The 24,977-nt window shown below is 33.7% G+C and carries 24 protein-coding genes, 1 pseudogene and 1 riboswitch; of the genes and pseudogenes, 19 read left to right on the plus strand and 6 right to left on the minus strand.

Features of this window, described 5'->3' with window-relative positions:
* Window positions 1–105: 105 nt before the first annotated feature.
* On the plus strand, window positions 106–1,065 hold the full coding sequence (gene trhO / locus MKY90_RS09260; protein ID WP_002086277.1) for an oxygen-dependent tRNA uridine(34) hydroxylase TrhO: 960 nt from the start codon (window positions 106–108) through the stop codon (window positions 1,063–1,065).
* Between the two features lie 58 nt (window positions 1,066–1,123).
* Here the strand turns inward: trhO and MKY90_RS09265 are convergent, their stop codons facing one another.
* Window positions 1,124–2,599: a hypothetical protein gene (locus MKY90_RS09265; protein ID WP_098168098.1), complete on the minus strand. Its 1,476-nt coding sequence runs from the start codon at window positions 2,597–2,599 to the stop codon at window positions 1,124–1,126.
* A gap of 175 nt (window positions 2,600–2,774) precedes the next feature.
* Between MKY90_RS09265 and panE the strand changes: the two genes are divergently transcribed.
* The gene (gene panE / locus MKY90_RS09270; protein WP_098168097.1) at window positions 2,775–3,707 is read left to right on the plus strand and encodes a 2-dehydropantoate 2-reductase; all 933 of its coding nucleotides are present in this window, start codon (window positions 2,775–2,777) and stop codon (window positions 3,705–3,707) included.
* Window positions 3,708–3,769: 62 nt separating this feature from the next.
* On the opposite strand, the gene MKY90_RS09275 is transcribed toward panE, so the two are convergent.
* Window positions 3,770–3,898 carry a hypothetical protein gene (locus MKY90_RS09275; RefSeq protein ID WP_002086273.1) on the minus strand — a complete coding sequence of 43 codons (129 nt, stop codon included), beginning with the start codon at window positions 3,896–3,898 and terminating at the stop codon, window positions 3,770–3,772.
* A gap of 139 nt (window positions 3,899–4,037) precedes the next feature.
* Window positions 4,038–4,184, plus strand: a riboswitch (cyclic di-AMP (ydaO/yuaA leader).
* Window positions 4,185–4,326: 142 nt separating this feature from the next.
* Here MKY90_RS09275 and MKY90_RS09280 point away from each other — a divergent pair.
* The 5 genes from MKY90_RS09280 to MKY90_RS09300 all read left to right on the plus strand — a co-directional run bounded on the left by MKY90_RS09280 (window position 4,327) and on the right by MKY90_RS09300 (window position 11,211).
* A complete protein-coding gene (locus MKY90_RS09280) occupies window positions 4,327–6,153 on the plus strand; it encodes an APC family permease (RefSeq protein WP_002126816.1) in 1,827 nt (608 codons plus the stop codon).
* 604 nt (window positions 6,154–6,757) lie between these two features.
* On the plus strand, window positions 6,758–7,918 hold the full coding sequence (gene nheA, locus MKY90_RS09285) for a non-hemolytic enterotoxin NHE subunit A (RefSeq protein WP_098168096.1): 1,161 nt from the start codon (window positions 6,758–6,760) through the stop codon (window positions 7,916–7,918).
* Between the two features lie 37 nt (window positions 7,919–7,955).
* Complete coding sequence (gene nheB / locus MKY90_RS09290; RefSeq protein ID WP_000162968.1) at window positions 7,956–9,164, plus strand: non-hemolytic enterotoxin NHE subunit B; 1,209 nt, start codon at window positions 7,956–7,958, stop codon at window positions 9,162–9,164.
* Window positions 9,165–9,271: 107 nt separating this feature from the next.
* Complete coding sequence (gene nheC / locus MKY90_RS09295; protein WP_063217821.1) at window positions 9,272–10,351, plus strand: non-hemolytic enterotoxin subunit C; 1,080 nt, start codon at window positions 9,272–9,274, stop codon at window positions 10,349–10,351.
* Between the two features lie 233 nt (window positions 10,352–10,584).
* On the plus strand, window positions 10,585–11,211 hold the full coding sequence (locus MKY90_RS09300) for a LysE family translocator (RefSeq protein ID WP_063217820.1): 627 nt from the start codon (window positions 10,585–10,587) through the stop codon (window positions 11,209–11,211).
* 243 nt (window positions 11,212–11,454) lie between these two features.
* Here the strand turns inward: MKY90_RS09300 and MKY90_RS09305 are convergent.
* A pseudogene (locus MKY90_RS09305) lies at window positions 11,455–11,723 on the minus strand (hypothetical protein).
* 342 nt (window positions 11,724–12,065) lie between these two features.
* Here MKY90_RS09305 and MKY90_RS09310 point away from each other — a divergent pair.
* The 6 genes from MKY90_RS09310 to MKY90_RS09335 all read left to right on the plus strand — a co-directional run bounded on the left by MKY90_RS09310 (window position 12,066) and on the right by MKY90_RS09335 (window position 18,472).
* Complete coding sequence (locus MKY90_RS09310) at window positions 12,066–13,016, plus strand: nucleoside hydrolase (RefSeq protein WP_002126827.1); 951 nt, start codon at window positions 12,066–12,068, stop codon at window positions 13,014–13,016.
* A gap of 685 nt (window positions 13,017–13,701) precedes the next feature.
* The gene (locus MKY90_RS09315; RefSeq protein WP_000083030.1) at window positions 13,702–14,145 is read left to right on the plus strand and encodes a carboxymuconolactone decarboxylase family protein; all 444 of its coding nucleotides are present in this window, start codon (window positions 13,702–13,704) and stop codon (window positions 14,143–14,145) included.
* Window positions 14,146–14,386: 241 nt separating this feature from the next.
* Window positions 14,387–14,917 carry a GNAT family N-acetyltransferase gene (locus MKY90_RS09320; RefSeq protein ID WP_002126830.1) on the plus strand — a complete coding sequence of 177 codons (531 nt, stop codon included), beginning with the start codon at window positions 14,387–14,389 and terminating at the stop codon, window positions 14,915–14,917.
* 551 nt (window positions 14,918–15,468) lie between these two features.
* Window positions 15,469–15,864 (plus strand): DUF3224 domain-containing protein, encoded by a 396-nt coding sequence (locus MKY90_RS09325; protein ID WP_002141295.1) that lies wholly within the window; start codon window positions 15,469–15,471, stop codon window positions 15,862–15,864.
* A gap of 115 nt (window positions 15,865–15,979) precedes the next feature.
* A complete protein-coding gene (locus MKY90_RS09330) occupies window positions 15,980–16,870 on the plus strand; it encodes a Vgb family protein (RefSeq protein WP_001223216.1) in 891 nt (296 codons plus the stop codon).
* A gap of 654 nt (window positions 16,871–17,524) precedes the next feature.
* Window positions 17,525–18,472 (plus strand): sugar-binding transcriptional regulator, encoded by a 948-nt coding sequence (locus tag MKY90_RS09335; RefSeq protein WP_000356572.1) that lies wholly within the window; start codon window positions 17,525–17,527, stop codon window positions 18,470–18,472.
* Window positions 18,473–18,520: 48 nt separating this feature from the next.
* On the opposite strand, the gene MKY90_RS09340 is transcribed toward MKY90_RS09335, so the two are convergent.
* Window positions 18,521–18,883 carry a hypothetical protein gene (locus tag MKY90_RS09340; RefSeq protein ID WP_002086260.1) on the minus strand — a complete coding sequence of 121 codons (363 nt, stop codon included), beginning with the start codon at window positions 18,881–18,883 and terminating at the stop codon, window positions 18,521–18,523.
* Between the two features lie 156 nt (window positions 18,884–19,039).
* Between MKY90_RS09340 and deoC the strand changes: the two genes are divergently transcribed.
* The 6 genes from deoC (at window position 19,040) to MKY90_RS09370 (ending at window position 23,806) form a co-directional block, all read left to right on the plus strand.
* Window positions 19,040–19,711 carry a deoxyribose-phosphate aldolase gene (deoC, locus tag MKY90_RS09345; RefSeq protein ID WP_002012110.1) on the plus strand — a complete coding sequence of 224 codons (672 nt, stop codon included), beginning with the start codon at window positions 19,040–19,042 and terminating at the stop codon, window positions 19,709–19,711.
* A 105-nt stretch (window positions 19,712–19,816) separates the two neighbouring features.
* On the plus strand, window positions 19,817–20,998 hold the full coding sequence (locus tag MKY90_RS09350) for a NupC/NupG family nucleoside CNT transporter (protein ID WP_002035026.1): 1,182 nt from the start codon (window positions 19,817–19,819) through the stop codon (window positions 20,996–20,998).
* 36 nt (window positions 20,999–21,034) lie between these two features.
* Window positions 21,035–22,336, plus strand: a complete 1,302-nt coding sequence (locus tag MKY90_RS09355) for a pyrimidine-nucleoside phosphorylase (protein ID WP_078185659.1) — start codon at window positions 21,035–21,037, stop codon at window positions 22,334–22,336.
* 33 nt (window positions 22,337–22,369) lie between these two features.
* Window positions 22,370–22,765, plus strand: coding sequence for a cytidine deaminase (locus MKY90_RS09360; RefSeq protein WP_000358532.1), 396 nt, complete (start codon window positions 22,370–22,372; stop codon window positions 22,763–22,765).
* Between the two features lie 147 nt (window positions 22,766–22,912).
* Window positions 22,913–23,308 (plus strand): DUF2871 domain-containing protein, encoded by a 396-nt coding sequence (locus MKY90_RS09365; RefSeq protein WP_000737878.1) that lies wholly within the window; start codon window positions 22,913–22,915, stop codon window positions 23,306–23,308.
* A gap of 15 nt (window positions 23,309–23,323) precedes the next feature.
* On the plus strand, window positions 23,324–23,806 hold the full coding sequence (locus MKY90_RS09370; protein ID WP_098168092.1) for a CcdC family protein: 483 nt from the start codon (window positions 23,324–23,326) through the stop codon (window positions 23,804–23,806).
* A gap of 50 nt (window positions 23,807–23,856) precedes the next feature.
* Here the strand turns inward: MKY90_RS09370 and MKY90_RS09375 are convergent, their stop codons facing one another.
* The gene (locus tag MKY90_RS09375; protein WP_002126840.1) at window positions 23,857–24,087 is read right to left on the minus strand and encodes a DUF896 domain-containing protein; all 231 of its coding nucleotides are present in this window, start codon (window positions 24,085–24,087) and stop codon (window positions 23,857–23,859) included.
* 146 nt (window positions 24,088–24,233) lie between these two features.
* Entirely contained in the window at window positions 24,234–24,941 is a 708-nt protein-coding gene (locus tag MKY90_RS09380; protein WP_002126841.1) for an alpha/beta fold hydrolase, read from the minus strand.
* Window positions 24,942–24,977: the final 36 nt, after the last annotated feature.

Genomic DNA, 24,977 nt, shown 5'->3' on the forward strand with positions numbered 1-24,977 from the left:
AGTATAAAGAGAAGAAAATGTGAATTCATTTTCTTATTATATATGTTTTGATATGAACGTTAACTTATACATGATTTTAAAATTTAGATAGGTGGTAGAAATACATTGGCAACTACAAAACCATATAGAGTATTACTATATTACATGTACACAACAATTGAAAACCCAGAAGAATTTGCTGAACAGCATTTAGAATTTTGTAAATCACTTGAGTTAAAAGGAAGAATTCTTGTAGCGACAGAAGGAATTAACGGAACTTGTTCTGGAACTGTTGAGCAAACAGAAAAATACGTGGAAGCGATGAACAATGACCCACGTTTTGCTGGAATCGTGTTTAAAATTGATGAGGCGGATGAACATGCATTCAAGAAAATGCACGTACGTCCTCGTTCAGAGTTAGTTACACTTCGTCTAGAAGACGACATTAACCCGAAAGAAATTACTGGGAAGTATTTAGAACCAAAAGATTTTTATGAGGCAATGAAACAAGAAGATACAGTTATCATTGATGCACGAAATGATTATGAATTTGATTTAGGACACTTCAAAGGTGCGATTAAACCAGATATTGAATCATTCCGTGAATTACCAGATTGGATTAGAGAAAATAAAGAAACACTTGAAGGTAAAAAGATTTTAACGTACTGTACAGGGGGAATTCGTTGTGAGAAATTCTCAGGTTGGTTAGTTCGTGAAGGTTATGAAGATGTAAGCCAGCTTCATGGCGGAATTGTAACGTACGGAAAAGATCCAGAAGTACAAGGTGAACTTTGGGATGGTCAATGTTACGTATTTGATGAGCGTATCGCTGTACCAGTAAACCAAAAAGAACATGTTATCGTTGGTAAAGATCACTTTACAGGTGAACCTTGTGAGCGCTATGTAAACTGTGCAAACCCTGAATGTAACAAGAAAATTTTATGTTCTGAAGAAAGTGAAGCAAAACATTTACGTGCATGTTCTCATGAATGTCGTGTACACCCACGTAACCGTTACATCGTGCAACACGAATTAACAGAAGAGCAAGTAGCTGCTACATTAGAAAAAATCGAAGCAGGTAAGTAAGCAAAATTAGCTTAATAAAAAAACAGATGGTAGCATCGTGCTGCCATCTGTTTTTTATTTACTTTGTACTATCCTTCTCTTTCACAGCAGAAAGTACAGTTTGTTTTACCCATGCTTTTCTTCGTTTATGTTGTACACTCCATTGGTATAAACTTTGTATACCTAAAATAAGTGAAATGACTATGCCACTAATCGCTATTAATAGAGCAAAAAATTCAAAAGGCGATGATATTTTGTTTGAGTCGGTGTTTCTTAAAAGATCAATCATAGTAAACCCTAACATTTGGCCTACAACAGAATAGAGCGTTAAAATTAATAATAAGAGGCTATCTTTTTTTGAAGCAACATTTTCTTGATATTTAAATAAACTATCGAGATTTTGTTTCGCGTTCGTGTACAGTACTTCAATGTTAAAAAGTTTTCTTAGACGAAAGAAAATATCTTCACTTTGTGATTGGGATACTAATTCTAAAGAAAAATAATTAGCTGTAAACGAATTTATTGAATAAATTAATTTCTCTATTTCATTTGTATCTTGTTCAATATTTAACTCGGCATAAGCGTTTGCCATCTTTAATAAAACAACTTTATGAAATAAATTTAATAATAAAGCGTAATAAAACTCCCCGTACATTTGACTAGCAAGTTTAGTGACTGCTTGTTCACCTTCATTTGTAATACATGTGAAAATATGTTCTTCCATAATAAAGTAACGGTTAGGGGCCCATCTTTGATAAGAATTTTTTGTTAAATAATCGTGAATATAAGGAACATTATTTGCACTAATATATGGCTTACCATCATCTGATAATCCGGAAAGACTGGAAGCTCGATATACATCGATTATATGAAGGTCTGACTCTTTGTTTATGGATAATAGAGTTTGTACATACATTCGCTGGTCTTCAAAGAAAGGGAATGTTTGAAAGTAAGAACTCCGCAATCTCTTGTTCTCAAAGAAGTCTGTTAAACCATGAAATAAATCACCGAATATAAGTTTTTCTACTTGTGAATATTTTTTTCCATCACATTCAATACAAATAGTCTCAGTCGTATCACTTTTAGTTTCAAGTACACGGAAGCGAGCCGCGAATTCAATTGCTTCTGATAATGTCATGTTAGGAGCGGTTTTTATTTCTGTCCGAATTGTTAAGAACCCAAGCTCATAAGGACAAAGTGTTACATCAATAGAATGTATCTTGAATGGAACGGAAATAAGGTTAGTTGTTAAATGTCCATTTAAATTAAGGTCTTTAGAATAGCGCTGTAATCCTTTTTGATGTTCTGAATGAGGAAAGAGAATTTTATTTGTAAAGGAAAGATAGTATGCTTCCATATTTTGATGTGAAACTTGAAATTTCCCGTAATATGTATTTTCATCTTCAAGATGATCGAGTCGAAAAGGTCGGAAATCATTTTTTTGTAAGAAAGGGAACATATTTTGTTCATATCCAGTTTTAAACGAAAACGGGAATATAAATTGAAATATAGCTGTTGTTACATCTTTTTCCTCGATTGTTTGTATTGCCTCCATTTACATTGTTTCCTTTCCGTATAAGCTATAGAAACAACATGCCCAATTTTTCTTGAAAATAACCTCTCTTGTTCATTAGATTAAGAATGAAAATTCAGCTTATTTAACAAGGGACATGTATAATGTTATGTATACTAAAATTAGTATAATTGTGTTAGAAAAAGGGGGATGTTGTATGCGTATTTTAGTATTAGGAGCTGGGGGAGTTGGCGGATTTTTCGGTGGCCGATTAGTAGAAAAGGGAGAAGATGTTACATTTTTTGTTCGCAGCAAAAGAAAACAGCAATTAGAAGAAAAAGGCCTTGTTATTCGTAGTGTTAATGGAGATTTTTCATTTCAACCGAAATTGGTAACGAAAGAAGATAGAACGACTCCATTTGATGTGATTTTATTTTCAACAAAAGCGTATCATTTACACGAGGCGACCATAGATTTAAAGCCGTTTGTAGGTGAAAATACTGTAATAATCCCATTGTTAAATGGTATCGCTCATTTATCACTATTACAAAAGGAATTCGGTGAAGAGAAAGTAATTGGCGGTCTATGCTTTATCGAGACGACATTAAACGATCAGGGAGAAATTGTACAAACGAGTGCTGCCAACAGACTTGTATTTGGAGAAATTAAGTCTCAAGATTCAGAGAGAATCAATCATATTTCCAAAGCATTTGCAGGTACGAAATCTAGTTTTGTTTTAAGTGAAAATATTACGCAAGATATGTGGCATAAATATTTATTTATTACTGTAATGTCAGGTGTGACAACATTAATGCGTGCACCAATAGGACCGATTCGCGAAAGCGAAGGTGGACGCGATTTTATCCAAAACTTATTTGAAGAATCTGTGCAAATCATGAGGGCATTAGGAGCTCCGGTAAAGGAAAACATTGTTGAGGAACATATGAAAACAATTGATAAAATTTCGTATGATATGAAGTCATCGATGCAACGGGATATGGAAAAAGGTTCGCTCATTGAAGGGAAGCATTTACAAGGATACTTATTGAAATTAGCAGAGGAAATGTCTATAGATGTGCCTTTATTAAGTGTTGTGTATCAAAATTTAAAGGTATATGAAAAAATGATTTTTACTAAAGAAATGGTATGAAAAAGAGTAAAGGATAGCAAAATATAAATGTTGCTATCCTTTTTTTGTTTCTTTTTGACAATTTATTCGTTTCTTTTCGGTTTATCTGTCGTATTTCGTTCTCTTTCACGTTTACCATATAGCTGATTAATTTCATTTGCTACTGCATCTAAATAGGAATCGGAAAAAAGTGGCTTCTTTTCTTTAGACATACGGGTCTCCTTTGTGGATTTTTAGTATTCATTATGTATATTTTTCGGTGGATTATGCGCAATCGTTTTAATTTTTTTCTTTTTTAAAATTTTTGTTTACTTTTTGAAAATAAAGGAGTATTATAATCCACAGTTTCAATTTTCTAAATCGCTGAAGCCGCATGGTGCGGGGGACCCGTTCTTATGGATTAGTACATAATCCAATGGGGTGAATCCTTGAAAAAGGTAGGGCTACTCATAGGCCCGAATCCGACAGCTAACCTCGTAAGCGTTATATTGAGAAGGAAGGTGGAGCTTGTGCGACAAAAAAAATAATGTCTACAAGTCTATTTCGTTATGGCTTGTAGACATTTTTGTTTTCTGAAGAAATAGTTTATCGCTGTAACTAGCAGAATCGTTCGTACAAAATTATTGGAGAGTGGACAGCATTGGTTTCATCTATTAAAAGATTTTTAATTGGAAGACCGTTAAAATCAACTGAGTTAGGAGAGCAAAAGCTTAATAAAACGAAGGCGCTAGCCATTTTATCTTCTGACGCATTGTCATCGGTTGCATACGGACCAGAGCAAATATTAATTGCACTAGCAGGTCTTGGAGCAATAGCTTATTGGTATTCCATTCCGATAGCTGTTGGGGTATTAGTATTATTGACAGCTCTTATTTTATCTTATCGACAAATTATTTTTGCTTACCCTCATGGCGGCGGAGCATATGTTGTATCAAAAGAAAATTTAGGGATGAATCCGGGATTAATAGCTGGAGGATCTTTATTAGTCGATTATATTTTAACTGTTGCAGTAAGTGTGTCCGCAGGTACAGATGCGCTCACATCAGCTTTTCCTAGTTTACATGCACATAATGTAATCATTGCGATTATATTTGTCATATTGATTACCATCTTAAATTTAAGAGGCGTAACGGAATCAGCTTCCGTTTTAGCATATCCGGTTTATTTATTCGTTGTAGCATTATTTATATTAATTGGTGTAGGAATATATAATATTTTGACTGGTCACGTTTCACCCACGCTGCATTCGCCAATTGGAACACCAGTTGCGGGAATTAGTTTGTTCTTACTGTTACGAGCATTTGCTTCAGGAAGCTCTGCTTTAACGGGTGTTGAGGCGATATCTAACGCAATTCCAAACTTTAAAGATCCTGCACCTAACAATGCAGCGAAAACATTGCTTGCAATGGGTGCATTACTTGCAGTTTTATTTTCTGGAATTGTCTTTTTAGCTTATTATTACGGAATTAATCCAAGTAAGGAAGTAACAGTCGTTTCACAAATTGCTGAACAAACTTTTGGACGTAATTTCATGTACTATTTCATACAAGGTACAACAGCTTTAATATTAATTCTTGCGGCTAACACAGGTTATTCTGCATTTCCACTATTAGCGGTTAATCTTGCAAAAGATAAGTTCATACCGAGAATGTTTACGATTAGAGGAGACCGCCTAGGTTATTCAAACGGTATTATTATACTTGGGATTTCTTCGATTATTTTAATTGTAGCTTTTCAGGGGAAAACAGAACACTTGATTCCGCTATATGCAGTAGGGGTATTTATTCCGTTTACACTTTCTCAAACTGGAATGGTACTAAAATGGCTTCGTGAAAAGCCTGAAGGATGGGCTTTAAGATTAACGGTTAATTTAATTGGTGCAGTCATTAGTTTTATCGTTATGAGCATGTTCTTTTTAACTAAGTTCGCACAAGTTTGGTCAATCCTTATTTTCTTACCTTTCATTATCTTCTTGTTCCATCGAATTAAGAAGCATTATGATGCAGTGGGCGATCAATTAAGTTTAAAAACTTGTGAACCACTTGTTCCGATTGAAGGGAATGTAATTGTCGTTCCTGTAGCTGGTATGACTCATGTAGTAGAAAATTCATTGAACTATGCTAAGGCTCTTTCTGCAGATCAAGTTATCGCTGTATATGTTGCTTTTGACAGAGAAGAGGAAAAGAAATTTGAAGAGAAATGGGAGAAGTGGCAACCTGAAGTAAGGCTTGTTACATTACATTCTCATTATAGAAGCATTATTCAGCCGCTTACAAAATTTATTGACACAGTGCAATATAAAGCGAGTGAATCAAATTACCGAGTTACGGTCGTTATACCACAGTTTATTCCGAAAAAAGGTTGGCATAACATTCTTCATAATCAGTCTAGTTTACTCATTCGTGCGTATTTACTCTATAAAAGAAATGTTGTTATTACGACAGTACCGTATCATTTGAAAAAGTAAGGAAATTTTTTAAGGATAACTTCACGAAAGTGAAGTTATCCTTTTTTTGTATATGCTATGCATAATTGCATATGGATCTAAAAAATATATTAGTATAATTTTAATGATTATGAATATGTAGTGTTTCCTGTTGTGGTATATAGATAGTTTAATCGAGAAAGTGAATTGAATTTTATTTTGGGATAAGGACATGAGAGCTTGAAAATAAAGGGAATTAAAATACTTCTTTACGTTATATAAATAGCTGTGTTTAAATGACCTTACAGTACAAAACTTTAATAAAAACAAAACGAAATTTCATACTTTTATATGTTAATTAGTTTAAAATGAATAATATTTTCATGTAATATATTCACTGTGTGAATGTGGAAATCGCAATAAGATAGAAAATTTATACAGTTTTATTCATACTAAGCACATATGAAAAGTTATGAAGTGTTTTATAACAATAAGTAAGTACTGTAGAAATAAAGTTTGAGAGAGGTGGTTCGTACATGACTCACGGTGAGAACGTTCTCTATTTTTAACCATCTCAAATCAATTGCAAGAAAATAGAATACTAAAATGCGATAGTAATAGTTGCTAATACATAGGAGGAGTTAAAGTGAAAAAGACTTTAATTACAGGGTTATTGGTTACAGCAGTATCTACGAGTTGCTTCGTTCCTGTAAGCGCTTACGCTAAGGGGGAGCAAACAGAAGTGAAAACAGTATATGCGCAAAATGTAATTGCTCCAAATACATTATCCAATTCAATTAGAATGTTAGGATCACAGTCACCGCTTATACAAGCATACGGATTAGTTATTTTACAACAACCAGACATTAAGGTAAATGCGATGAGTAGTTTGACGAATCATCAAAAATTTGCAAAGGCGAATGTACGAGAGTGGATTGATGAATATAATCCGAAGCTAATCGACTTAAATCAAGAAATGATGAGATACAGCACAAGATTTAATAGTTATTATAGTAAGCTCTATGAACTAGCAGGAAAAGTAAATGAAGATGAACAGGCAAAAGCAGATTTTACAAACGCATATGGAAAATTACAATTGCAAGTCCAAAGCATTCAAGAGAGTATGGAGCAAGATTTATTAGAGTTAAATCGATTTAAAACGGTATTAGACAAAGATAGTAATAACTTATCAATTAAAGCTGATGAAGCAATAAAAACACTGCAAGGATCAAGTGGAGATATTGTGAAATTAAGAGAAGACATAAAAAGAATTCAAGGGGAAATTCAAGCTGAACTAACTACTATTTTGAATAGACCACAAGAAATTATTAAAGGTTCTATTAATATCGGTAAACAAGTATTTACAATCACAAATCAAACTGCACAAACGAAAACAATCGATTTTGTTTCTATCGGTACGTTAAGTAATGAAATTGTAAATGCTGCAGATAGTCAAACGAGGGAAGCTGCTCTTCGTATTCAACAAAAGCAAAAAGAGTTATTACCACTTATTCAAAAGTTATCACAAACTGAATTAGAGGCAACACAAATTACATTCGTTGAAGATCAAGTAAGTAGCTTTACAGAACTAATTGATCGCCAAATTACAACTTTAGAGACGTTATTAACGGATTGGAAAGTTTTAAACAATAATATGATCCAAATTCAAACAAATATTGAAGAAGGCACGTATACAGACAGTAGTTTACTTCAAAAACATTTCAATCAACTTAAAAAAGTAAGTGATGAAATGAATAAGCAAACAAATCAATTTGAAGATTACGTTACAAACGTTGAAGTACATTAAACAGAAAAATAATTAGCGATATAGGGAGAGAAGAAAAATGACAAAAAAACCATATAAAGTAATGGCTCTATCAGCACTTATGGCAGTATTTGCAGCAGGGAATATTATGCCAGCCCATACGTATGCTGCTGAAAGTACAGTGAAACAAGCTCCAGTTCATGCTGTAGCAAAAGCTTATAATGACTACGAAGAATATTCATTAGGACCAGAAGGCCTGAAAGATGCAATGGAAAGAACAGGTTCAAACGCTTTAGTAATGGATCTGTACGCTTTAACAATTATTAAACAAGGTAATGTTAACTTTGGTAATGTATCGTCTGTTGATGCGGCTTTAAAAGGGAAAGTGATTCAGCACCAGGATACAGCTAGAGGAAATGCGAAGCAATGGTTAGATGTATTAAAACCACAGCTTATTTCAACGAATCAAAATATTATTAATTACAATACGAAATTCCAAAACTATTATGATACTTTAGTCGCTGCGGTTGATGCAAAGGATAAAGCGACTCTTACGAAAGGTTTAACTAGATTATCAAGTAGTATTAATGAAAATAAAGCGCAAGTAGATCAGTTAGTAGAAGACTTGAAAAAATTCCGAAACAAAATGACGTCCGATACGCAAAACTTCAAAGGTGATGCAAATCAAATTACATCTATATTAGCTAGTCAAGATGCAGGAATCCCGCTTCTGCAAAATCAAATTACAACGTACAATGAAGCGATTAGTAAATATAATGCAATTATTATCGGTTCATCAGTTGCGACAGCTCTAGGGCCAATTGCAATTATCGGTGGTGCAGTAGTTATTGCTACAGGTGCAGGAACGCCGCTAGGAGTCGCGTTAATTGCAGGTGGTGCAGCAGCTGTAGGTGGTGGAACAGCTGGAATCGTATTAGCGAAGAAAGAGCTTGATAATGCACAGGCAGAAATTCAAAAGATAACAGGACAAGTTACAACTGCCCAATTAGAAGTGGCAGGACTAACGAACATTAAAACACAAACTGAGTATTTAACAAACACAATTGATACAGCAATTACAGCGTTGCAAAATATTTCAAACCAATGGTATACAATGGGATCGAAATATAATTCATTACTTCAAAATGTAGACTCTATTAGTCCAAACGACCTTGTTTTCATTAAGGAAGACTTGAATATAGCTAAAGATAGCTGGAAAAACATTAAAGACTATGCAGAAAAGATTTATGCTGAAGATATTAAAGTAGTAGATACGAAAAAAGCATAATTGAATAAGAATCGTAAGAGCGTTAAGTATTAATGAATGAGTTGAAGCTCCTGTTCAGTTGTGAGCAGGAGCTTTTGATATCCTTATAAAGAGAATAGGTGAAAAGTATGGAGAAAAGATTTTATAAGAAATGCCTTTTAACGATAATGCTTGCTGGAGTGGCAACGAGTAATGTGCTTCCTTTACATCCTTTTGCAGCGGAACAAAACGTAAAAACATTGCAAGAGAGTGCAAAAAATTATTCTCTCGGACCAGCAGGATTCCAAGATGTAATGGCGCAAACGACATCAAGTATATTTGCGATGGATTCATATGCAAAATTAATTCAAAATCAACAAGAGACTGATTTGAGTAAAATAAGTTCAATTAATGGTAATTTAAGAGGGAATATGATTCAGCATCAAAAAGATGCAAAAATTAATGCGGCATATTGGTTAAATAATATGAAGCCTCAAATTATGAAAACGGATCAAAATATTATTGATTACAACAATACTTTTCAAGCGTACTATAGTGACATGCTATTAGCGATTGATCAAAAAGATAGCGTAAAGTTAAAAGCGGATTTAGAAAAGTTGTATGCGGACATTTTAAAGAATCAAAATGAGGTAGATGTATTATTAGGGAATTTGAAAGCTTTTCGCGATAGAATGGCGAAAGACACAAATAGTTTTAAAGAGGATACAAATCAATTAACAGCGATTTTGGCAAGTACGAATGCTGGTATTCCAGCTCTAGAGCAACAAATAAATACATATAACGATTCGATCAAAAAGAGTAACGATATGGTGATTGCTGGTGGTGTACTTTGCGTAGCGCTAATAACATGTCTTGCTGGCGGACCGATGATTGCGATTGCGAAAAAAGATATTGCAAATGCAGAACGAGAAATAGCCAGTTTAAAGAATAGAATTTCAGGAGCACAAGCAGAAGTGGCAATTTTGACAGATGTGAAAAATAAAACGACTAATATGACAGAAACAATTGATGCAGCAATTACAGCACTGCAAAACATATCAAATCAGTGGTATACGGTAGGTGCGAAATATAATAATTTACTACAAAACGTAAAAGGAATCAGCCCTGAAGAATTTACCTTTATAAAAGAAGATTTAAATACAGCGAAAGATAGCTGGAAGGATGTAAAAGATTATACAGAAAAATTACATGAGGGTGTGACGAAATAAACAGTGGACTAGTTCCGCTGTTTATTTTTTATCCCGTTTTTTGTGAGAGACGAGCTTGTAATTTTACCCATAAGTTTGCCGTGCATTTTATCAATGTAACTTTAGGATAATGTTTGGTCAAATTGATACTAATAACCTTGATAAACTCTTGATCACGCTTTTTATATTTAATATTTTAAGTAAAAAAGCTATACTATAGGCAAAACTAAAAATTGGAAAGGAAATACTAGAACATGGAAAATTATTTGTTATTTATCCTTACAGCAATCCTAATCATAATAATGCCTGGTCCCGGTTTTGCTTTAGTTACAAAAAACACTATCTCGCATGGTAAAAATGGTGGGATAAAGACCGTCTTAGGAACGGTATCTGGAATGATGATTCATACAATAATGGCTACACTAGGACTTTCTGCCATCCTAATGAAATTCTCTATGTTATTTACATTTATAAAATATGCTGGGGCTTTTTACTTAATTTACTTAGCTGTAAAGTCAATTAAAAGTGCCTTACATAAAAAAGAAGATATGTCAGGTTCAGTGGGAATGAACTCTAAGGATATTGGAACGATTAAAAGTTTTAGACAAGGATTTACCACGGCAATCTTAAATCCAAAAACTGCTGTGTTTTTCCTTAGTTTTTTACCCCAATTTATTGTGAGCAATCAAAGTCATCTCTTCCAATTTCTTTTGTTAGGACTCACATTTACGACTTTGACAGCAATATGGTATTTACTTTATATCTCACTAATACGTCAATTAAGAACTTTTTTAAGAAAAGAAAAAGTGAACCGTACAATAGAAGGTATTACTGGCGCAGTATTGTTAGTATTTGGAGTTAGGTTGTTTTTCCAAAAATAAATATGTATATGAAAAGAGAAATAATCAATGGTGGTTATTTCTCTTATTTGCTTATTCTAAAACTGCCATTATAGATTTCTAGAGGTGAGATGATTTTTTGTTGGGTATTTATGTTACTATCACTGTAAAAATTGTGAAGAAATGTACTTAAACTAACGGGGCAGGATAGTTGAATAAGAATAAAAATATTTTTATAAGTTAAATTTATTGAATATCATAAAATATTTATAATTAAACTTTTTTCTAAATCAACACTCGATGGCGAGGTGGTGTTACCTCAAATATAATTATTTTATTTGAAGATTTCATTTTAATTTTTTCAAATCTTTTCATAGGTTGATATACAAAGACGTGTAGTGATAAGCCTATAACTGCAGTAATGTTTAAAATAATACTTATAATCATTAAAGACCATTCTATAACTGGAGAAAAGTATCCGTCCGTACTTAATGTAGAAGAACTTACATCTAGTATTAAAATAACTATTAGTATAAAGGTAAGTTTTTAACCAATTTGAATCCCCCCCTTTTAAGAATGATATCTTTATATTATTATATTTAAAAAATAAATTATATAATTAATTATAAGATAGTTATCTATGAGAATTTAACTTGTTTTTTCGTTTTGGGGTGTTAAAAAATTCTTAAGTTGATGGGCATGGGATAGCACACCATGCCTATGAACTTAAGAACAGAAACTTACGCTTGAACATAATATCAAATTTAGATGAGCAAAGCTATTTCAAGTGAATAGAATCCACTCTTTAAGAATACATAAAATATATACATACAAGCTTAGTCTGATCACTACATCATTAGTGAAAGTAGGATTCTATAGATTTTGGAGGAAGAGATATGAAAAAAAAGGTTCTCCTGTTTACAGATTTGGGGATTGATGATGCGTTTGCTATACTGTACACTTTTTTTCGTAAAGACATTCAACTTGTAGGAATTGTAGCCGATTATGGAAATGTATCCAGAGAAAATGCAATAAGAAATATTAACTATTTGAAGTACATTGCGGGAAGAGAAGAGATACCCGTATTCCTTGGTGCTTCTGTACCGTTGACAGGTATATTGATTCAGTATTTCCCTGAGGTACATGGAAAAGTCGGATTAGGACCTATCATTCCCCCTGAAATTTCATATCCAGTTTATCCTTTAAATGATATTTATCAAATTATAGAATCAAATTTAGAAGATCTTACAATTATCAATTTAGGAAGACTTTCTTCGCTAGCTACGACTTTTGTGTTGAATTTAGAAACAATGCGAAACGTAAGAGAATGTATTTGCATGGGGGGAGCTTTTTTCTATCCAGGTAACGTAACTGCTGTGGCTGAAGCTAACTTTTACTCAGACCCTTATGCAGCAAACTTAATTCTGCAGCATGCAAAGAACTTGACAATTATTCCTTTAAATGTGACTCAACATGCGATTGTTACACCCGAAATGGTCCAGCAAATCGATGCATTTCATCGGAATACACAGGATCTTGCAGGACTCATCATCAAACCTATGTTAGACTATTATTATAAATTCTACTCTAAGTCTAATCCTGGTATAAGTGGAAGCCCTATGCATGATTTTGTAACAGTGTGGTATTTGCTGAATCAAGAGGCTGTTGGCCTTTCAAGAGTACCCATTAAAGTAATTCCTGATCAAGGAGAAGGATTTGGTCAAAGTATTGCAGACTTTCGTTTTGCTACTAATCCAGGCTATAAAACGCATAATGTAGCTTTTCAGCTTGATTATAAAAGATTCAAGAAGGATATTATGGAAACGTTTTTAAAGAAGAGAGTGTAACAGACTTTATTAACTTCAGATAATAGGGATTATGTGAATGAAATGCCACTTCACTTAACGTACAGGAATTCGACTTTTTTAGGTTAAAATTCGCTTAGCATATAAAACTTCCAAAATGTTGGCTGTATCCCATCACTATCAAGCTAACAAAACAAAATCCCCCTAAAATGAAAAAATCCGCTGACTTCTCAAAGTAATTAACTGTAGTGAAAGAAAATTTTTATTTTGGGGGTACATTAAAACTTTAGCTTGACGGGCAGGGGGTCTCGTCACATGCTTATCAAGCTAAGAAATTAGTTGTTCTCCAAAACGAAAAAATTAACTAAATCCCCATAAATAACTATAGGAAGATAAAAACACTGTAGCTTTCGAATAAAGTTTGATCAAAATTATGTAGTTGTTTGGTGATAATAAAATTGTTTCATTTATAATAAAATCATTTAAAAATTAATAGAGTTATTCAATTTATTCTGACGGTAATAATAAAGTAATTAAAAAGTGAAAATATTTGTTTGGAAAATACGGTTACTCATTTGCGATATTTACGTACCATGAAACAACTAATTACACTGTCTATAACTGAAATTCTCTTTGATTTCGAATGCTTTACAAACAAAAAAATAGCACGAATGTTCGTATGAAGGTATAATTATAAGTATCTTAAAATCAAAGGAGGTCTTGCCTTATGAGTCAAAGAATTTCCTACTATGATGTTGCACCTGATGGCATGAAAATTATGATGGATATGGAGAAGTACACTAAGAAATCTACAATTAATCGAATTACTAGAGAACTTATAAAGATTAGAGTCTCTCAAATTAACGGTTGTGCTTTCTGCATGGATATGCATACATCAGATGCCCGTAAGATAGGTGAAACCGAACAACGAATTTATTGCTTGAATGCTTGGAATGAATGTGATTTTTATACACCTGAAGAGAAAGTTGCTCTTGAACTATCTGAGCATATTACTCTAATTCCCACTAAAAGAGTTCCTGAAGACCTATATAAGCGAGTACGTGAACACTATGACGAGAAACAATATGTTGACCTTGTTCTGGTAATTAATCAAATCAACAGTTGGAATAGAATTTCTATTGCAATGGGAAATACAGCAACTAAAAAATAATTGCTCTCAACGAACGGTAAATAAGAATAAAATTAAAGATGTTTAAAAATCACAATACAATTGTTTCATTTTTCTTTATTACGCAGTTATCATAAACTGTAACATAACCAAATTTTTGAAATTTATTGATTCATCCTTTATAGCTTTTATAATAATATTATCTTGAAACACGAAGGGACTGAACTATGCGCAGATATCAATATCTTGACCCCAAAATAAAAACATAATGGAGGTAAAAATATTGATTACAGAACTACAAACCGAAAGATTAGTTTTAAGAAAAATGAAAGTATCAGACTCAGCTAGCATGTTTACAATTTGGGCGGATCCAGAAGTTACAAAATTTATGAATATCAATAGTTTTACTGATGAAAGCCAAGCGGTAGATATGATTGAAATGCTTGATAAGTTATCTCGGGAAAACAGAGCTATTCGTTATTCAATAATTGAATTAGAATCAAATGAAATTATCGGTTCTTGTGGTTATAATTCATTTGATTTCAAAAACGCCAAAGCAGAAATTGGTTACGATATTAGTAAAGCTTTTTGGGGTAAGGGGTATGCGCCAGAAGCCATTCTCTCTTTAATGGATTATGCGTTTAGTACTTTAGAATTCAATAGAATAGAAGCAAAAGTTGAATCTGAAAACATCAATTCAATAAAAGTCTTACAAAAGTTAAACTTTACATTCGAAGGGACAATGAGAAAGTGTGAAAAATCTAATGAAAAGTTTATTGATCTAAGTATTTATTCAAAATTAATAACAGATTAACTTATATTACTTAGCCTACATTCCTTAAAATGTAGACTATTAAATACCCTCGAAGCATCCTTAATTGCTATTAATTGAAAGTGAGGGCTACGGCTCTCTTTTTTAATTCACAATTTCTAGTACAATTGAAATAATTAAGAAACGTATAGAGTAATCCGTCCGATCTTAACCACTGAAGAAAAATTAACAGAGGAAGAGATCATGAACTTTGCTGTTGAAATGAGGGAAAAGAAATAGAAGGACACAACTATATAATAAGAAAAATCTAGAAGATACGTAATATTTAAAAATGAACCGTCTCATAAAGAACATGTAGTAATTTCTACGTGTTCTTTTTTAATAAAAATGAAAGTAAACTGTTAAATAAAAATTTACTTTCAATGTCATATAAGAAGAACAAAAAATAAGTCGTCTTTTGCTCTTAACAGGGTCTTACCAGCAGCATCCGTTACTTTAGAAACACTCCTATGAGATATAATTATTGATGGTACTTTTTAGGTGATATACTGGAGGTAGATTACTCATCTAATGATGAAGGGAGGTTTACGCGTATGGAAGTAACATTTACAGTAAGTAAATGGGATGAAAAGCCAGTCAATGACACTAGAAAAGATTTCCCTATTAATATTGCCCATGTCGAATATGATATTGACGGTGAATTAAAAGGAAAAGCTTTTGTTGAATATTTATTATATTATTTAGAATCAACTATAGATGATGGTCACTTGGCTACTGCTAAAATTTCTGGATTTTTACATTTCGAAGGAATTTATAAGGGAAAACGAGGGACATTTATAGCTATAGAGCAAGGGATATTTGATAAAGGAAATCTAGATTCCCCTGCAACAATCATCAAAGCTACTGGTGAATTAGAAAGCCTGAAAGGGTCCTATAATTATAAGTTTACAGGTCAAACCAGTAAAATGATTCTAGACTTTGAATTCTAACAAAATATCTTATAATTTAGCAAAAAGGGCATCCACTGTAATACCAGGAATGTCCTTTTTTAAACTAAATTATACCGAAAAACAAGACTCAAAATTTTCAATGGGAGGAAATGATATGAGGATCACGATACAAGAATATGTGGTCAATGAAATAGATTCAGGACCATATGGAATAACCGTAGGAAAAGACGGAGCATTGTGGTTTACGGAACAGAAAGGGAATCGAATTGGTAGAATAAATGCTACTGGTGAAATAAATTCTTTTCCCATTCCGACAGCAAATGCAGGAGCTATGTCAATTATCTCGGACCAGACCGGTGACTTATGGTTTACGGAATATAACTCAAGCAAGATCGGTAAAATGTCGATGAACGGTCTTTTTGAAGAATATGTACTCCCTACAACGAACGCTGCACCTTTTGGCATAACGGAAGGACCAGATGGAGCAATATGGTTTACAGAAATGAATAATGGTAGGATCGGAAGAATAACAAAGTCAGGGGAAATCACCGAGTTTGAATTGCCTAACTCCAAATCATTTCCCTCTTTTATTACTCTGGGATCAGACGGTGCATTATGGTTTACACAGAATCAGAACAATAGGATTGGGAGAATAACCACTAAAGGTGAGGTCAAAGAATATCCAATCCCAACACCCAACTCCGGGCCAGTTGGAATTGCGAGCGGCCCAGATGGAGCAATATGGTTTGTGCAAATCATAGGCAATAAAATTGGTAGAATTACGTTCGAAGGTGAGATCAAAGAATTTGTTATACCGACGCCGAACGCTCGTCCTCATGCCATAATACCTGGGAAGAACAGAGATCTTTGGTTCACAGAATGGGGAGGTAACCAAATCAGCCGTATTACAGTTGAAGGAGTTATTACGGAATATACGATACCTACAAATAATGCAGAGCCACATGGTATCACGTTTTGTCCGGATGGCGATCTTTGGTTCGCTGAAGAGTGTAATCAAATTGGACGTCTAACAATCATTACGTAATAGGGATATCGTCCATCGCTATCAACCTCAGAAAAGTAAATATCCCATCACCATCAAGTTAAGAATTTGGTTGCTCCCCAAAACGAAAAAATGTGCTTTTTTGTTACAAGTAGCACAAAATTTCGTTCTGGGGGTACTATAAAATTTTAGCTTGATGGCGATGGGGTCTCGCCATCAAAACGTGAATTTCGCACGCTAAGGAATTTCTATATTAAAAAACTTGGCTTTACCGTACGTTAAGGAAGTTCCATAAACGATATTTAATGTTTGTTATTGTTACTACAGAAAGAACAAAAAGAATGAATTAAATATGAATCGATTTATCCCGCTATTTGCGGGCAGTAAGACTCCCACCTCAAAATTCGGCGAATACGAGGGAGTTAGGTGGGAGTCGGACTGCCCGTAAAAGCCCGATTGGTGAGGGCTAATAATCAGTGGGGGATGAACAAAACCCCCACTGATTAAAGTTTCACTTTATCTGATTCAAGATCATTTGTATCGAGTGTATGAAGCTAAAAAATAAAAGTTTCATTGTAAATCCTAAGTGGAGTAGAAGTTTAGGTTGATAAATAAGGGAGTCGAATTTTTTTGCATAAAGCTGTATAATGCTTGTAACGAAAAGGAAATACAGGAAAGGATATGTAATGAGTTACTATGGATAAGGATAAACAACAATTAAGCGTTGAAGTTGCAAGATTATATTATCAATCAGATTATAGTCAGCAAGAAATTGCTAATAAATTAAATATTTCAAGACCGACGATTTCTAGATTATTGAAGTATGCGAAAGAAAAAGGATTTGTTCAAATTAGTATAGCTGATCCATTTGCTGACTTAGATAACGTTGGGAATTTACTTAAAGAAAAGTATAACCTGTTAGAAGCGCATGTCGTATTTTCTCCAGTACCAGAATATGCAACGATTACGGAGTATATTAGTAAATATGCAGCTGAGTATATGGAAAAGACAGTGAAAACTGGTGATATCGTTGGTGTAAGCTGGGGAATGACGATGTATGAAATCGCTAGAAAAATCGTACCGCAACATGTGAAAGGTGTAGAGGTTGTCCAGTTAAAAGGTGGCATTAGTCACTCAAGTGTAAATACATATGCGAATGAAACGATCGCGTTATTTGCAGATGCTTTTCAAACGACGCCAAGAAATCTACCTCTTCCAGTTATATTTGATAATGCGGTGACAAAAGAATTAGTGGAGCAAGATAGACATATTCATCACATTATTGAAATGGGGAAACAAGCAAATATTGCAATTTTCACTGTTGGAACAGTGCGTGATGAAGCGTTATTATTCCGATTAGGATATTTAGATAAGGATGAAACGAACATTTTGAAAGAACAAGCTGTCGGTGACATTTGTTCACGCTTCTTTGATGGAGACGGAAATATTAGTAGCGAAGAAATTAATAAGCGTACAATTGGAATTGAGTTAGAGGAACTTAAATTAAAGAAACGTTCTATTTTAGTTGCAGGTGGTAATAGAAAAATAAAAGCAATTGACGGTGCGTTACGTGGCGGGTATGCAAATGTACTAATTATAGATCAGCATACAGCGAAAGAATTGTTACATTATCAAAAAGGTTAGAAATAAAAGGCTTTCTCAAAATATTAATTTTGAGAAAGCCTTTTATTTTTAGTATGAATAAATCAATGTGTAGTACCTTGTAAAGTATTTGTAAGGAACGCTCTTTGATTGATCTCCTTTTTCAAAAATTAGTGAGTTAGCCATAATATCTCTATCTACAAAACTCCAGCCATCTTGCTCCATCATATCGATAAAAGGTTCCATTTTTCCGCGCTTTACTAAGTAGGGGTATTGATTATCTATCGGTTCTACTTCCACCATTTCTTTATCTTGAATAACCATCTTAGACATAGCTAAAGCAAATGGAACTGGGTTTCCTTCTTGGAAAATAACATCCCTTTTATAAAAAATAAATATGGATAGTGAGGTGCATACTAGCAATGTGAATATAAAGAATTTTGACTTAAACAAGTGGTTCACATCCTTTATTTACAAGCTTATACTACTTTCAATGTATTACTAGAAATTCCCTTCTAAAAAAGAATGAACAAAAGTTCAAAAGTGTATTTACATTTGTTCAACTAAGAGTTAGAATGAAGTTGTTAAAAGATATGAGGAGTGAAGATAATGAACATTGCAAAGTTAATTGACCATACAATTTTAAAACCAAATTCTACAAAAGAAGATGTTATGAAAGTAATCGAAGAGGCAAAGCAATACAAATTTGCTTCAGTTTGTATTAATCCTACATGGGTAAAGCTAGCTGCTGAAGAATTAGCTGGACATGATGTAGACGTTTGTACTGTAATCGGTTTCCCATTAGGAGCAAGCACTACTGAAACAAAAGCATTCGAAACAAAAGATGCTATCGCAAAAGGTGCAACTGAAGTTGATATGGTAATCAACGTAGGTGCTTTAAAAGATGGCGACAATGAGTTCGTTGAAAAAGACATTTATGAAGTAGTACAAGCAGCAAAAGGAAAAGCTCTTGTAAAAGTAATCATTGAAACTTGCCTTCTAACAGATGAAGAAAAAGTTCGTGCTTGTGAATTATCAGTAAAAGCTGGCGCTGATTTCGTAAAAACTTCAACTGGATTCTCAACTGGCGGAGCAACTGCAGAAGATATCGCATTAATGCGTAAAACAGTTGGACCAAACGTTGGCGTGAAAGCATCTGGCGGCGTTCGTACACGTGAAGATGCAGACAAAATGGTAGAGGCTGGAGCTTCTCGCGTTGGAGCAAGTGCTAGTGTTGCAATCGTATTAAATGATGCAAAAGGTGCTACAGATAATTACTAATTAATAAAGTGTGAAAAGCAATAGATACACGTTTAAAGTAAAGTGTATCTATTGCTATAACAATTGAAAAGAATGTAAGCGGATACGAATGGGAGGAGACGGCTTATGAAATACTTAATCGGTGTTTTAGGCCTCGTATTGATTTTAGGTATCGCTTGGCTTGCTAGTAATGATAGAAAGAAAGTCAAATATCGCCCAATCATAACGATGGTTATATTACAATTCATTTTGGGGTTTTTATTATTAAATACAAGCGTAGGGAATATATTAATTAGCGGAATAGCAGATGGTTTTGGAGAATTATTAAAATATGCCGCTGATGGTGTGAATTTCGTATTTGGTGGATTAGTAAATCAAAAAGAGTTTTCATTCTTTTTAAGTGTATTAATGCCAATCGTATTTATATCAGCTTTAATAGGTATTTTGCAACACATTAAAGTATTACCTATTATTGTGAAATCTATCGGTCTAGTATTAAGTAAAGTAAATGGGATGGGGAAACTCGAATCATATAACGCGGTAGCTTCTGCGATTTTAGGACAATCTGAAGTGTTTATTTCAGTTAAGAAACAACTAGGATTATTGCCAGAGAAAAGAATGTATACATTATGTGCATCTGCAATGTCTACAGTATCTATGTCTATCGTTGGATCATATATGGTGTTATTAAAACCGCAATATGTTGTAACCGCTTTAGTGCTTAACTTATTCGGTGGCTTCATTATTGCTTCTATCATTAACCCGTATGAAGTTACTGAAGAAGAAGATATGTTAGAAGTACAAGAAGAAGAGAAAAAGACATTCTTTGAAGTATTAGGGGAATACATTATAGATGGATTTAAAGTTGCGATTACAGTAGCAGCTATGTTAATTGGTTTCGTTGCCCTTATCGCATTCATTAATGCAGTATTTAAAGGTGTAATCGGTATCTCATTCCAAGAAATTCTTGGTTATGTATTTGCACCATTTGCATTTATTATGGGTGTTCCATGGCATGAAGCAGTTAACGCAGGGAATATTATGGCGACAAAACTTGTATCAAATGAATTTGTTGCGATGACAGATTTAGCACAAGGAAACTTTAATTTCTCAGATAGAACGACAGCGATTATATCTGTATTCTTAGTTTCATTTGCAAACTTCTCTTCAATTGGAATTATTGCTGGGGCAGTTAAGAGCTTAAATGAAAAACAAGGGAATGTAGTCGCAAGATTTGGTTTGAAATTACTTTTCGGTGCAACGTTAGTAAGTTTCTTATCAGCAACAATCGTTGGCTTATTATTTTAACAGATTCATATAATATAAAAAGGAATGGTGATTACAATGAGAATGGTAGATATTATTGCGAAAAAACGTGATGGAAAAGAATTAATGACTGAAGAAATTAATTTCTTTATTAACGGTTATACAGACGGAAGTATTCCTGATTATCAAGCGAGTGCACTTGCAATGGCAATTTTCTTTAAAGATATGACGGATCGTGAACGTGCAGATTTAACGATGGCAATGGTTGAGTCTGGAGAAACAATCGACTTATCAGCAATTGAAGGCATTAAAGTAGATAAGCATTCAACTGGCGGTGTTGGTGATACAACAACATTAGTATTAGGACCATTAGTTGCTGCTTTAGATGTACCAGTAGCAAAAATGTCTGGTCGTGGTTTAGGACATACGGGCGGGACAATTGATAAATTAGAAGCGGTAGAAGGATTCCACGTTGAAATTACGAAAGAACAGTTCATTGATATTGTAAACCGTGACAAAGTGGCTGTTATCGGACAAACAGGAAACTTAACACCTGCTGATAAAAAGATTTATGCATTACGTGATGTAACAGGAACAGTAAATTCAATTCCTCTAATTGCAAGTTCAATTATGAGTAAAAAAATTGCAGCTGGTGCTGATGCAATCGTACTTGATGTAAAAACAGGTGCGGGTGCATTTATGAAAACCGAAGAAGATGCAAAAGAATTAGCTCATGCAATGGTACGTATCGGAAATAATGTTGGACGTCAAACGATGGCAGTAATTTCAGATATGTCACAACCTCTTGGTTTTGCTATTGGTAACGCTCTAGAAGTGAAGGAAGCAATTGATACTTTAAAAGGCGAAGGTCCAGAAGATTTAACAGAATTAGTACTTGTATTAGGAAGCCAAATGGTCGTACTTGCGAAAAAAGCAAATACATTAGAAGAAGCTCGTGAAATGCTAATTGAAGTGATGAAAAATGGAAAAGCAACTGAGAAGTTTAAAGAGTTCTTAAGCAACCAAGGCGGAGACAGCTCAATTGTAGATAATCCAGAAAAAATGCCACAGGCGAAGTATGTAATTGATGTACCTGCAAAAACTTCAGGTGTGATTTCAAACATTGTTGCAGATGAAATCGGTATCGCAGCTATGTTATTAGGTGCAGGTCGTGCGACAAAAGAAGATGAAATCGATTTAGCGGTAGGATTAATGTTACGTAAAAAAGTTGGCGATGCAGTAAAAGAAGGCGAGCCGTTCGTAACGATTTATGCAAATCGCGAAAATGTAGAAGATGTAAAAGCAAAAATCTATGAGAACATTTCTATCGCTGAAACAGCAGTGGCTCCTAAATTAGTTCATACAGTTATTACTGACTAATCATAATTACATTTACTTTGAGGAGGAAATAATATGGATAAGAAAAAATATATCGAAGAAGCAAATAAGATGTTATCGAAAGCGTATATTCCGTATTCTAAATTTCCTGTTGGTGCAGCGCTAGTTACAAAAGAAGGTAAAATCTATACTGGTTGTAATATAGAAAACGCTTCTTACGGTTTATGTAACTGTGCAGAAAGAACAGCAATATTTAAAGCAGTATCAGAAGGTGAGCGCGACTTTAGTTACTTAGTCATTACAGGAGAAACTGACGGACCTATTTCACCATGTGGTGCTTGTAGACAAGTTATTGCTGAATTTTGTGATCCGAAAATGCCAGTTTTACTAACAAATGTAAAAGGCGATGAAAAAGAAGTGACTGTAGAGCAGTTACTGCCTGGTGCCTTTTCAATTGAAGATTTAAAATAAGTTAAAAGGCCATTCCACAATTAATAGTTGTGGAATGGCCTTTTTTATTTTCAATAATAGAATGTAATAATCTGTTCATATTCCGTTCATAAACTTTGCGTAAAATGATTGCAGTGAATATGGAAAGTTTACAGCAGGAGGAATATGATGAAGAAATTATATAATGCAGCATTCATTTACTTAATTATTGGTTTATTATCAGGTGTATTTGCTAGAGAGTATACGAAAGCGCAAGGCATTAAAGGATCCACTATGTTGCAATTAGTGCATACACACGTATTAGTGCTCGGCTTTGTATTCTTTTTGGTCGCTTTAGCTCTATTTAAAGTATTTAATGTCCGTGAAACAAAAAGTTTTCGTGCGTGGTTTGTTGTTTATAATGTAGGATTAATTTTTACTATTGCTACAATGGTATTTAGAGGTATTCTACAAGTAAATGGAACTGACTTTAATGGTTTAAGCCATATGGCTGGTTTAGGTCATGTCATTATAAGTGTTGGGCTCGTTTGGTTTATGATTTTGCTCAAAAAATCTTTTAAATAGATAGGAGTGGAGAGTATGAGTTTAGCACTTTTATCAAGTATAGTAGCGGTTTGTATGGCCGTTGGAGTTATGTTTCTTCGCTTTAAGTCAGCGAAAAAACCGGTAACGAAAAAGAAAATTATATTACCGCCAATTTTTATGAGCACTGGTGCAATGATGTACTTCTTACCAGAGTTTCGATTAACGTCTTTAGAAATCGTAGAGGCAATTAGCGTAGGACTTATTTTCTCTATATTTCTTATTAAAACATCTAAGTTCGAAATAAGAGGCGAAGACATATATATGAAACCATCAAAAGCGTTCATATTTATTTTAGTTGGTTTATTAGCTGTCCGGGTAGCATTAAAATCATATTTAAGTCAGTCGATTGATTTAACCCAATTAAGTGGAATATTTTTCTTACTCGCTTTTGCGATGATTGTATCGTGGAGAATTGCGATGTATCGCTCGTTTACTAAATTAGAAAAGACAATAAAAAGAGCTGGAATTTCTATATAGGAATTTCAGCTCTTTTTATGTTTTATACGATTGTTTTTTTAGCTTTGATTTCATTTGCTTAATTTTAAACGTATTTGAGCATCTTGTAATGCAACTGGTGTAACGTTAAGACCATTTTGATCAACGATTTTTGTGTTTAATAAAATGGAATCTAAGCTCCCGCGAAATGTTTTTGTATAGTTTTGACGCAACATTTGTTGTTCTTGTTTTTCATCAACTGTTAATCCAAATGTTCTTTCTTTTTTTGATAATTCGTTAATACGGAATAAAATGTTTTGCATTTTGTTCACCTCTTATCTTAAATTAAATTAGTTACTTACTAATTTATAGTTATTTTAACTTTTTCATATGAATATGTCAAGAAGGGTAAAAGAAAAGTAGACACCCGTATTACAGTAAGTGGGTGTCTACAAGGAAAATATAAAGTTTAGCTTAATTCATGTAAGTGACTAACAAGTTCTGCTGTTTTAGAAAAGAATGGAGAATGATCAGCTTCCAAAGTAATGATTTTCACACAAGGAGTTTCTGTATTCATTCGGCGCTGAAAATCAATCGGAATTGCTCTATCTAGAGTTGTTTCGATATAAATACGATTTACAGTTCCAAAGTTCTCTTCTGATATTTTCAGCTCTTTTTGGAACGGTCCTAGTGGTTGAGGACGCATTTGATTAAAAGATGCTCCTTTAATAGAACCGTCTTCTGTAGCATTTAAAAATGTTTGTTCAATCAACTCTGGTATAAGTTCTGCGGTTATGTCATTCTCATTTATAGAGAATTGTGGGCCAGCTTCTCCGTCTAACTTACTACCAAGACTTTCTCCATTTTGTGGCAAGAATGCACAAAGATATACTAATTTATCGATTTTATTTGGTATAAGCTCAGCGGTTTGAGTGATCACAATTCCACCCATACTATGTCCAACAAGAATAACTTTTTCATTTTGTTGATTTATAATAGTTGTTACTGCATTAACATAGGAATCTAATGTTATATTTTGTGATGGAGTTGTATCTTTCCCACTTCCAGGTAAGTCTAGTGTAATAACTGTATGTCCGAAAGCCTCTAGTTGAGGTTTTACTAAATCCCATGCCCATTCACCTTGCCATGCTCCATGTACTAAAACGTAAGTACTCATTTAATCAACACTCCTCTAATGTTTATATGTTTATTT

It is taken from the genome of Bacillus sp. FSL P2-0099 (genome assembly GCF_038007445.1).
In the GTDB taxonomy this organism is placed as follows: domain Bacteria; phylum Bacillota; class Bacilli; order Bacillales; family Bacillaceae_G; genus Bacillus_A; species Bacillus_A mycoides.

Excerpts from the sequence above, each read along its gene's own strand:
- MKY90_RS09265 (WP_098168098.1), bottom strand. The coding sequence starts at position 2,599 with ATGGAGGCAATACAAACAATCGAGGAAAAAGATGTAACAACAGCTATA.
- panE (WP_098168097.1), top strand. The coding sequence starts at position 2,775 with ATGCGTATTTTAGTATTAGGAGCTGGGGGAGTTGGCGGATTTTTCGGT.
- MKY90_RS09275 (WP_002086273.1), bottom strand. The coding sequence starts at position 3,898 with ATGTCTAAAGAAAAGAAGCCACTTTTTTCCGATTCCTATTTAGATGCA.
- nheB (WP_000162968.1), top strand. The coding sequence starts at position 7,956 with ATGACAAAAAAACCATATAAAGTAATGGCTCTATCAGCACTTATGGCA.
- nheC (WP_063217821.1), top strand. The coding sequence starts at position 9,272 with ATGGAGAAAAGATTTTATAAGAAATGCCTTTTAACGATAATGCTTGCT.
- MKY90_RS09300 (WP_063217820.1), top strand. The coding sequence starts at position 10,585 with ATGGAAAATTATTTGTTATTTATCCTTACAGCAATCCTAATCATAATA.
- MKY90_RS09310 (WP_002126827.1), top strand. The coding sequence starts at position 12,066 with ATGAAAAAAAAGGTTCTCCTGTTTACAGATTTGGGGATTGATGATGCG.
- MKY90_RS09315 (WP_000083030.1), top strand. The coding sequence starts at position 13,702 with ATGAGTCAAAGAATTTCCTACTATGATGTTGCACCTGATGGCATGAAA.
- MKY90_RS09325 (WP_002141295.1), top strand. The coding sequence starts at position 15,469 with ATGGAAGTAACATTTACAGTAAGTAAATGGGATGAAAAGCCAGTCAAT.
- MKY90_RS09330 (WP_001223216.1), top strand. The coding sequence starts at position 15,980 with ATGAGGATCACGATACAAGAATATGTGGTCAATGAAATAGATTCAGGA.
- MKY90_RS09335 (WP_000356572.1), top strand. The coding sequence starts at position 17,525 with ATGGATAAGGATAAACAACAATTAAGCGTTGAAGTTGCAAGATTATAT.
- deoC (WP_002012110.1), top strand. The coding sequence starts at position 19,040 with ATGAACATTGCAAAGTTAATTGACCATACAATTTTAAAACCAAATTCT.
- MKY90_RS09350 (WP_002035026.1), top strand. The coding sequence starts at position 19,817 with ATGAAATACTTAATCGGTGTTTTAGGCCTCGTATTGATTTTAGGTATC.
- MKY90_RS09355 (WP_078185659.1), top strand. The coding sequence starts at position 21,035 with ATGAGAATGGTAGATATTATTGCGAAAAAACGTGATGGAAAAGAATTA.
- MKY90_RS09360 (WP_000358532.1), top strand. The coding sequence starts at position 22,370 with ATGGATAAGAAAAAATATATCGAAGAAGCAAATAAGATGTTATCGAAA.
- MKY90_RS09365 (WP_000737878.1), top strand. The coding sequence starts at position 22,913 with ATGAAGAAATTATATAATGCAGCATTCATTTACTTAATTATTGGTTTA.
- MKY90_RS09370 (WP_098168092.1), top strand. The coding sequence starts at position 23,324 with ATGAGTTTAGCACTTTTATCAAGTATAGTAGCGGTTTGTATGGCCGTT.
- MKY90_RS09375 (WP_002126840.1), bottom strand. The coding sequence starts at position 24,087 with ATGCAAAACATTTTATTCCGTATTAACGAATTATCAAAAAAAGAAAGA.
- MKY90_RS09380 (WP_002126841.1), bottom strand. The coding sequence starts at position 24,941 with ATGAGTACTTACGTTTTAGTACATGGAGCATGGCAAGGTGAATGGGCA.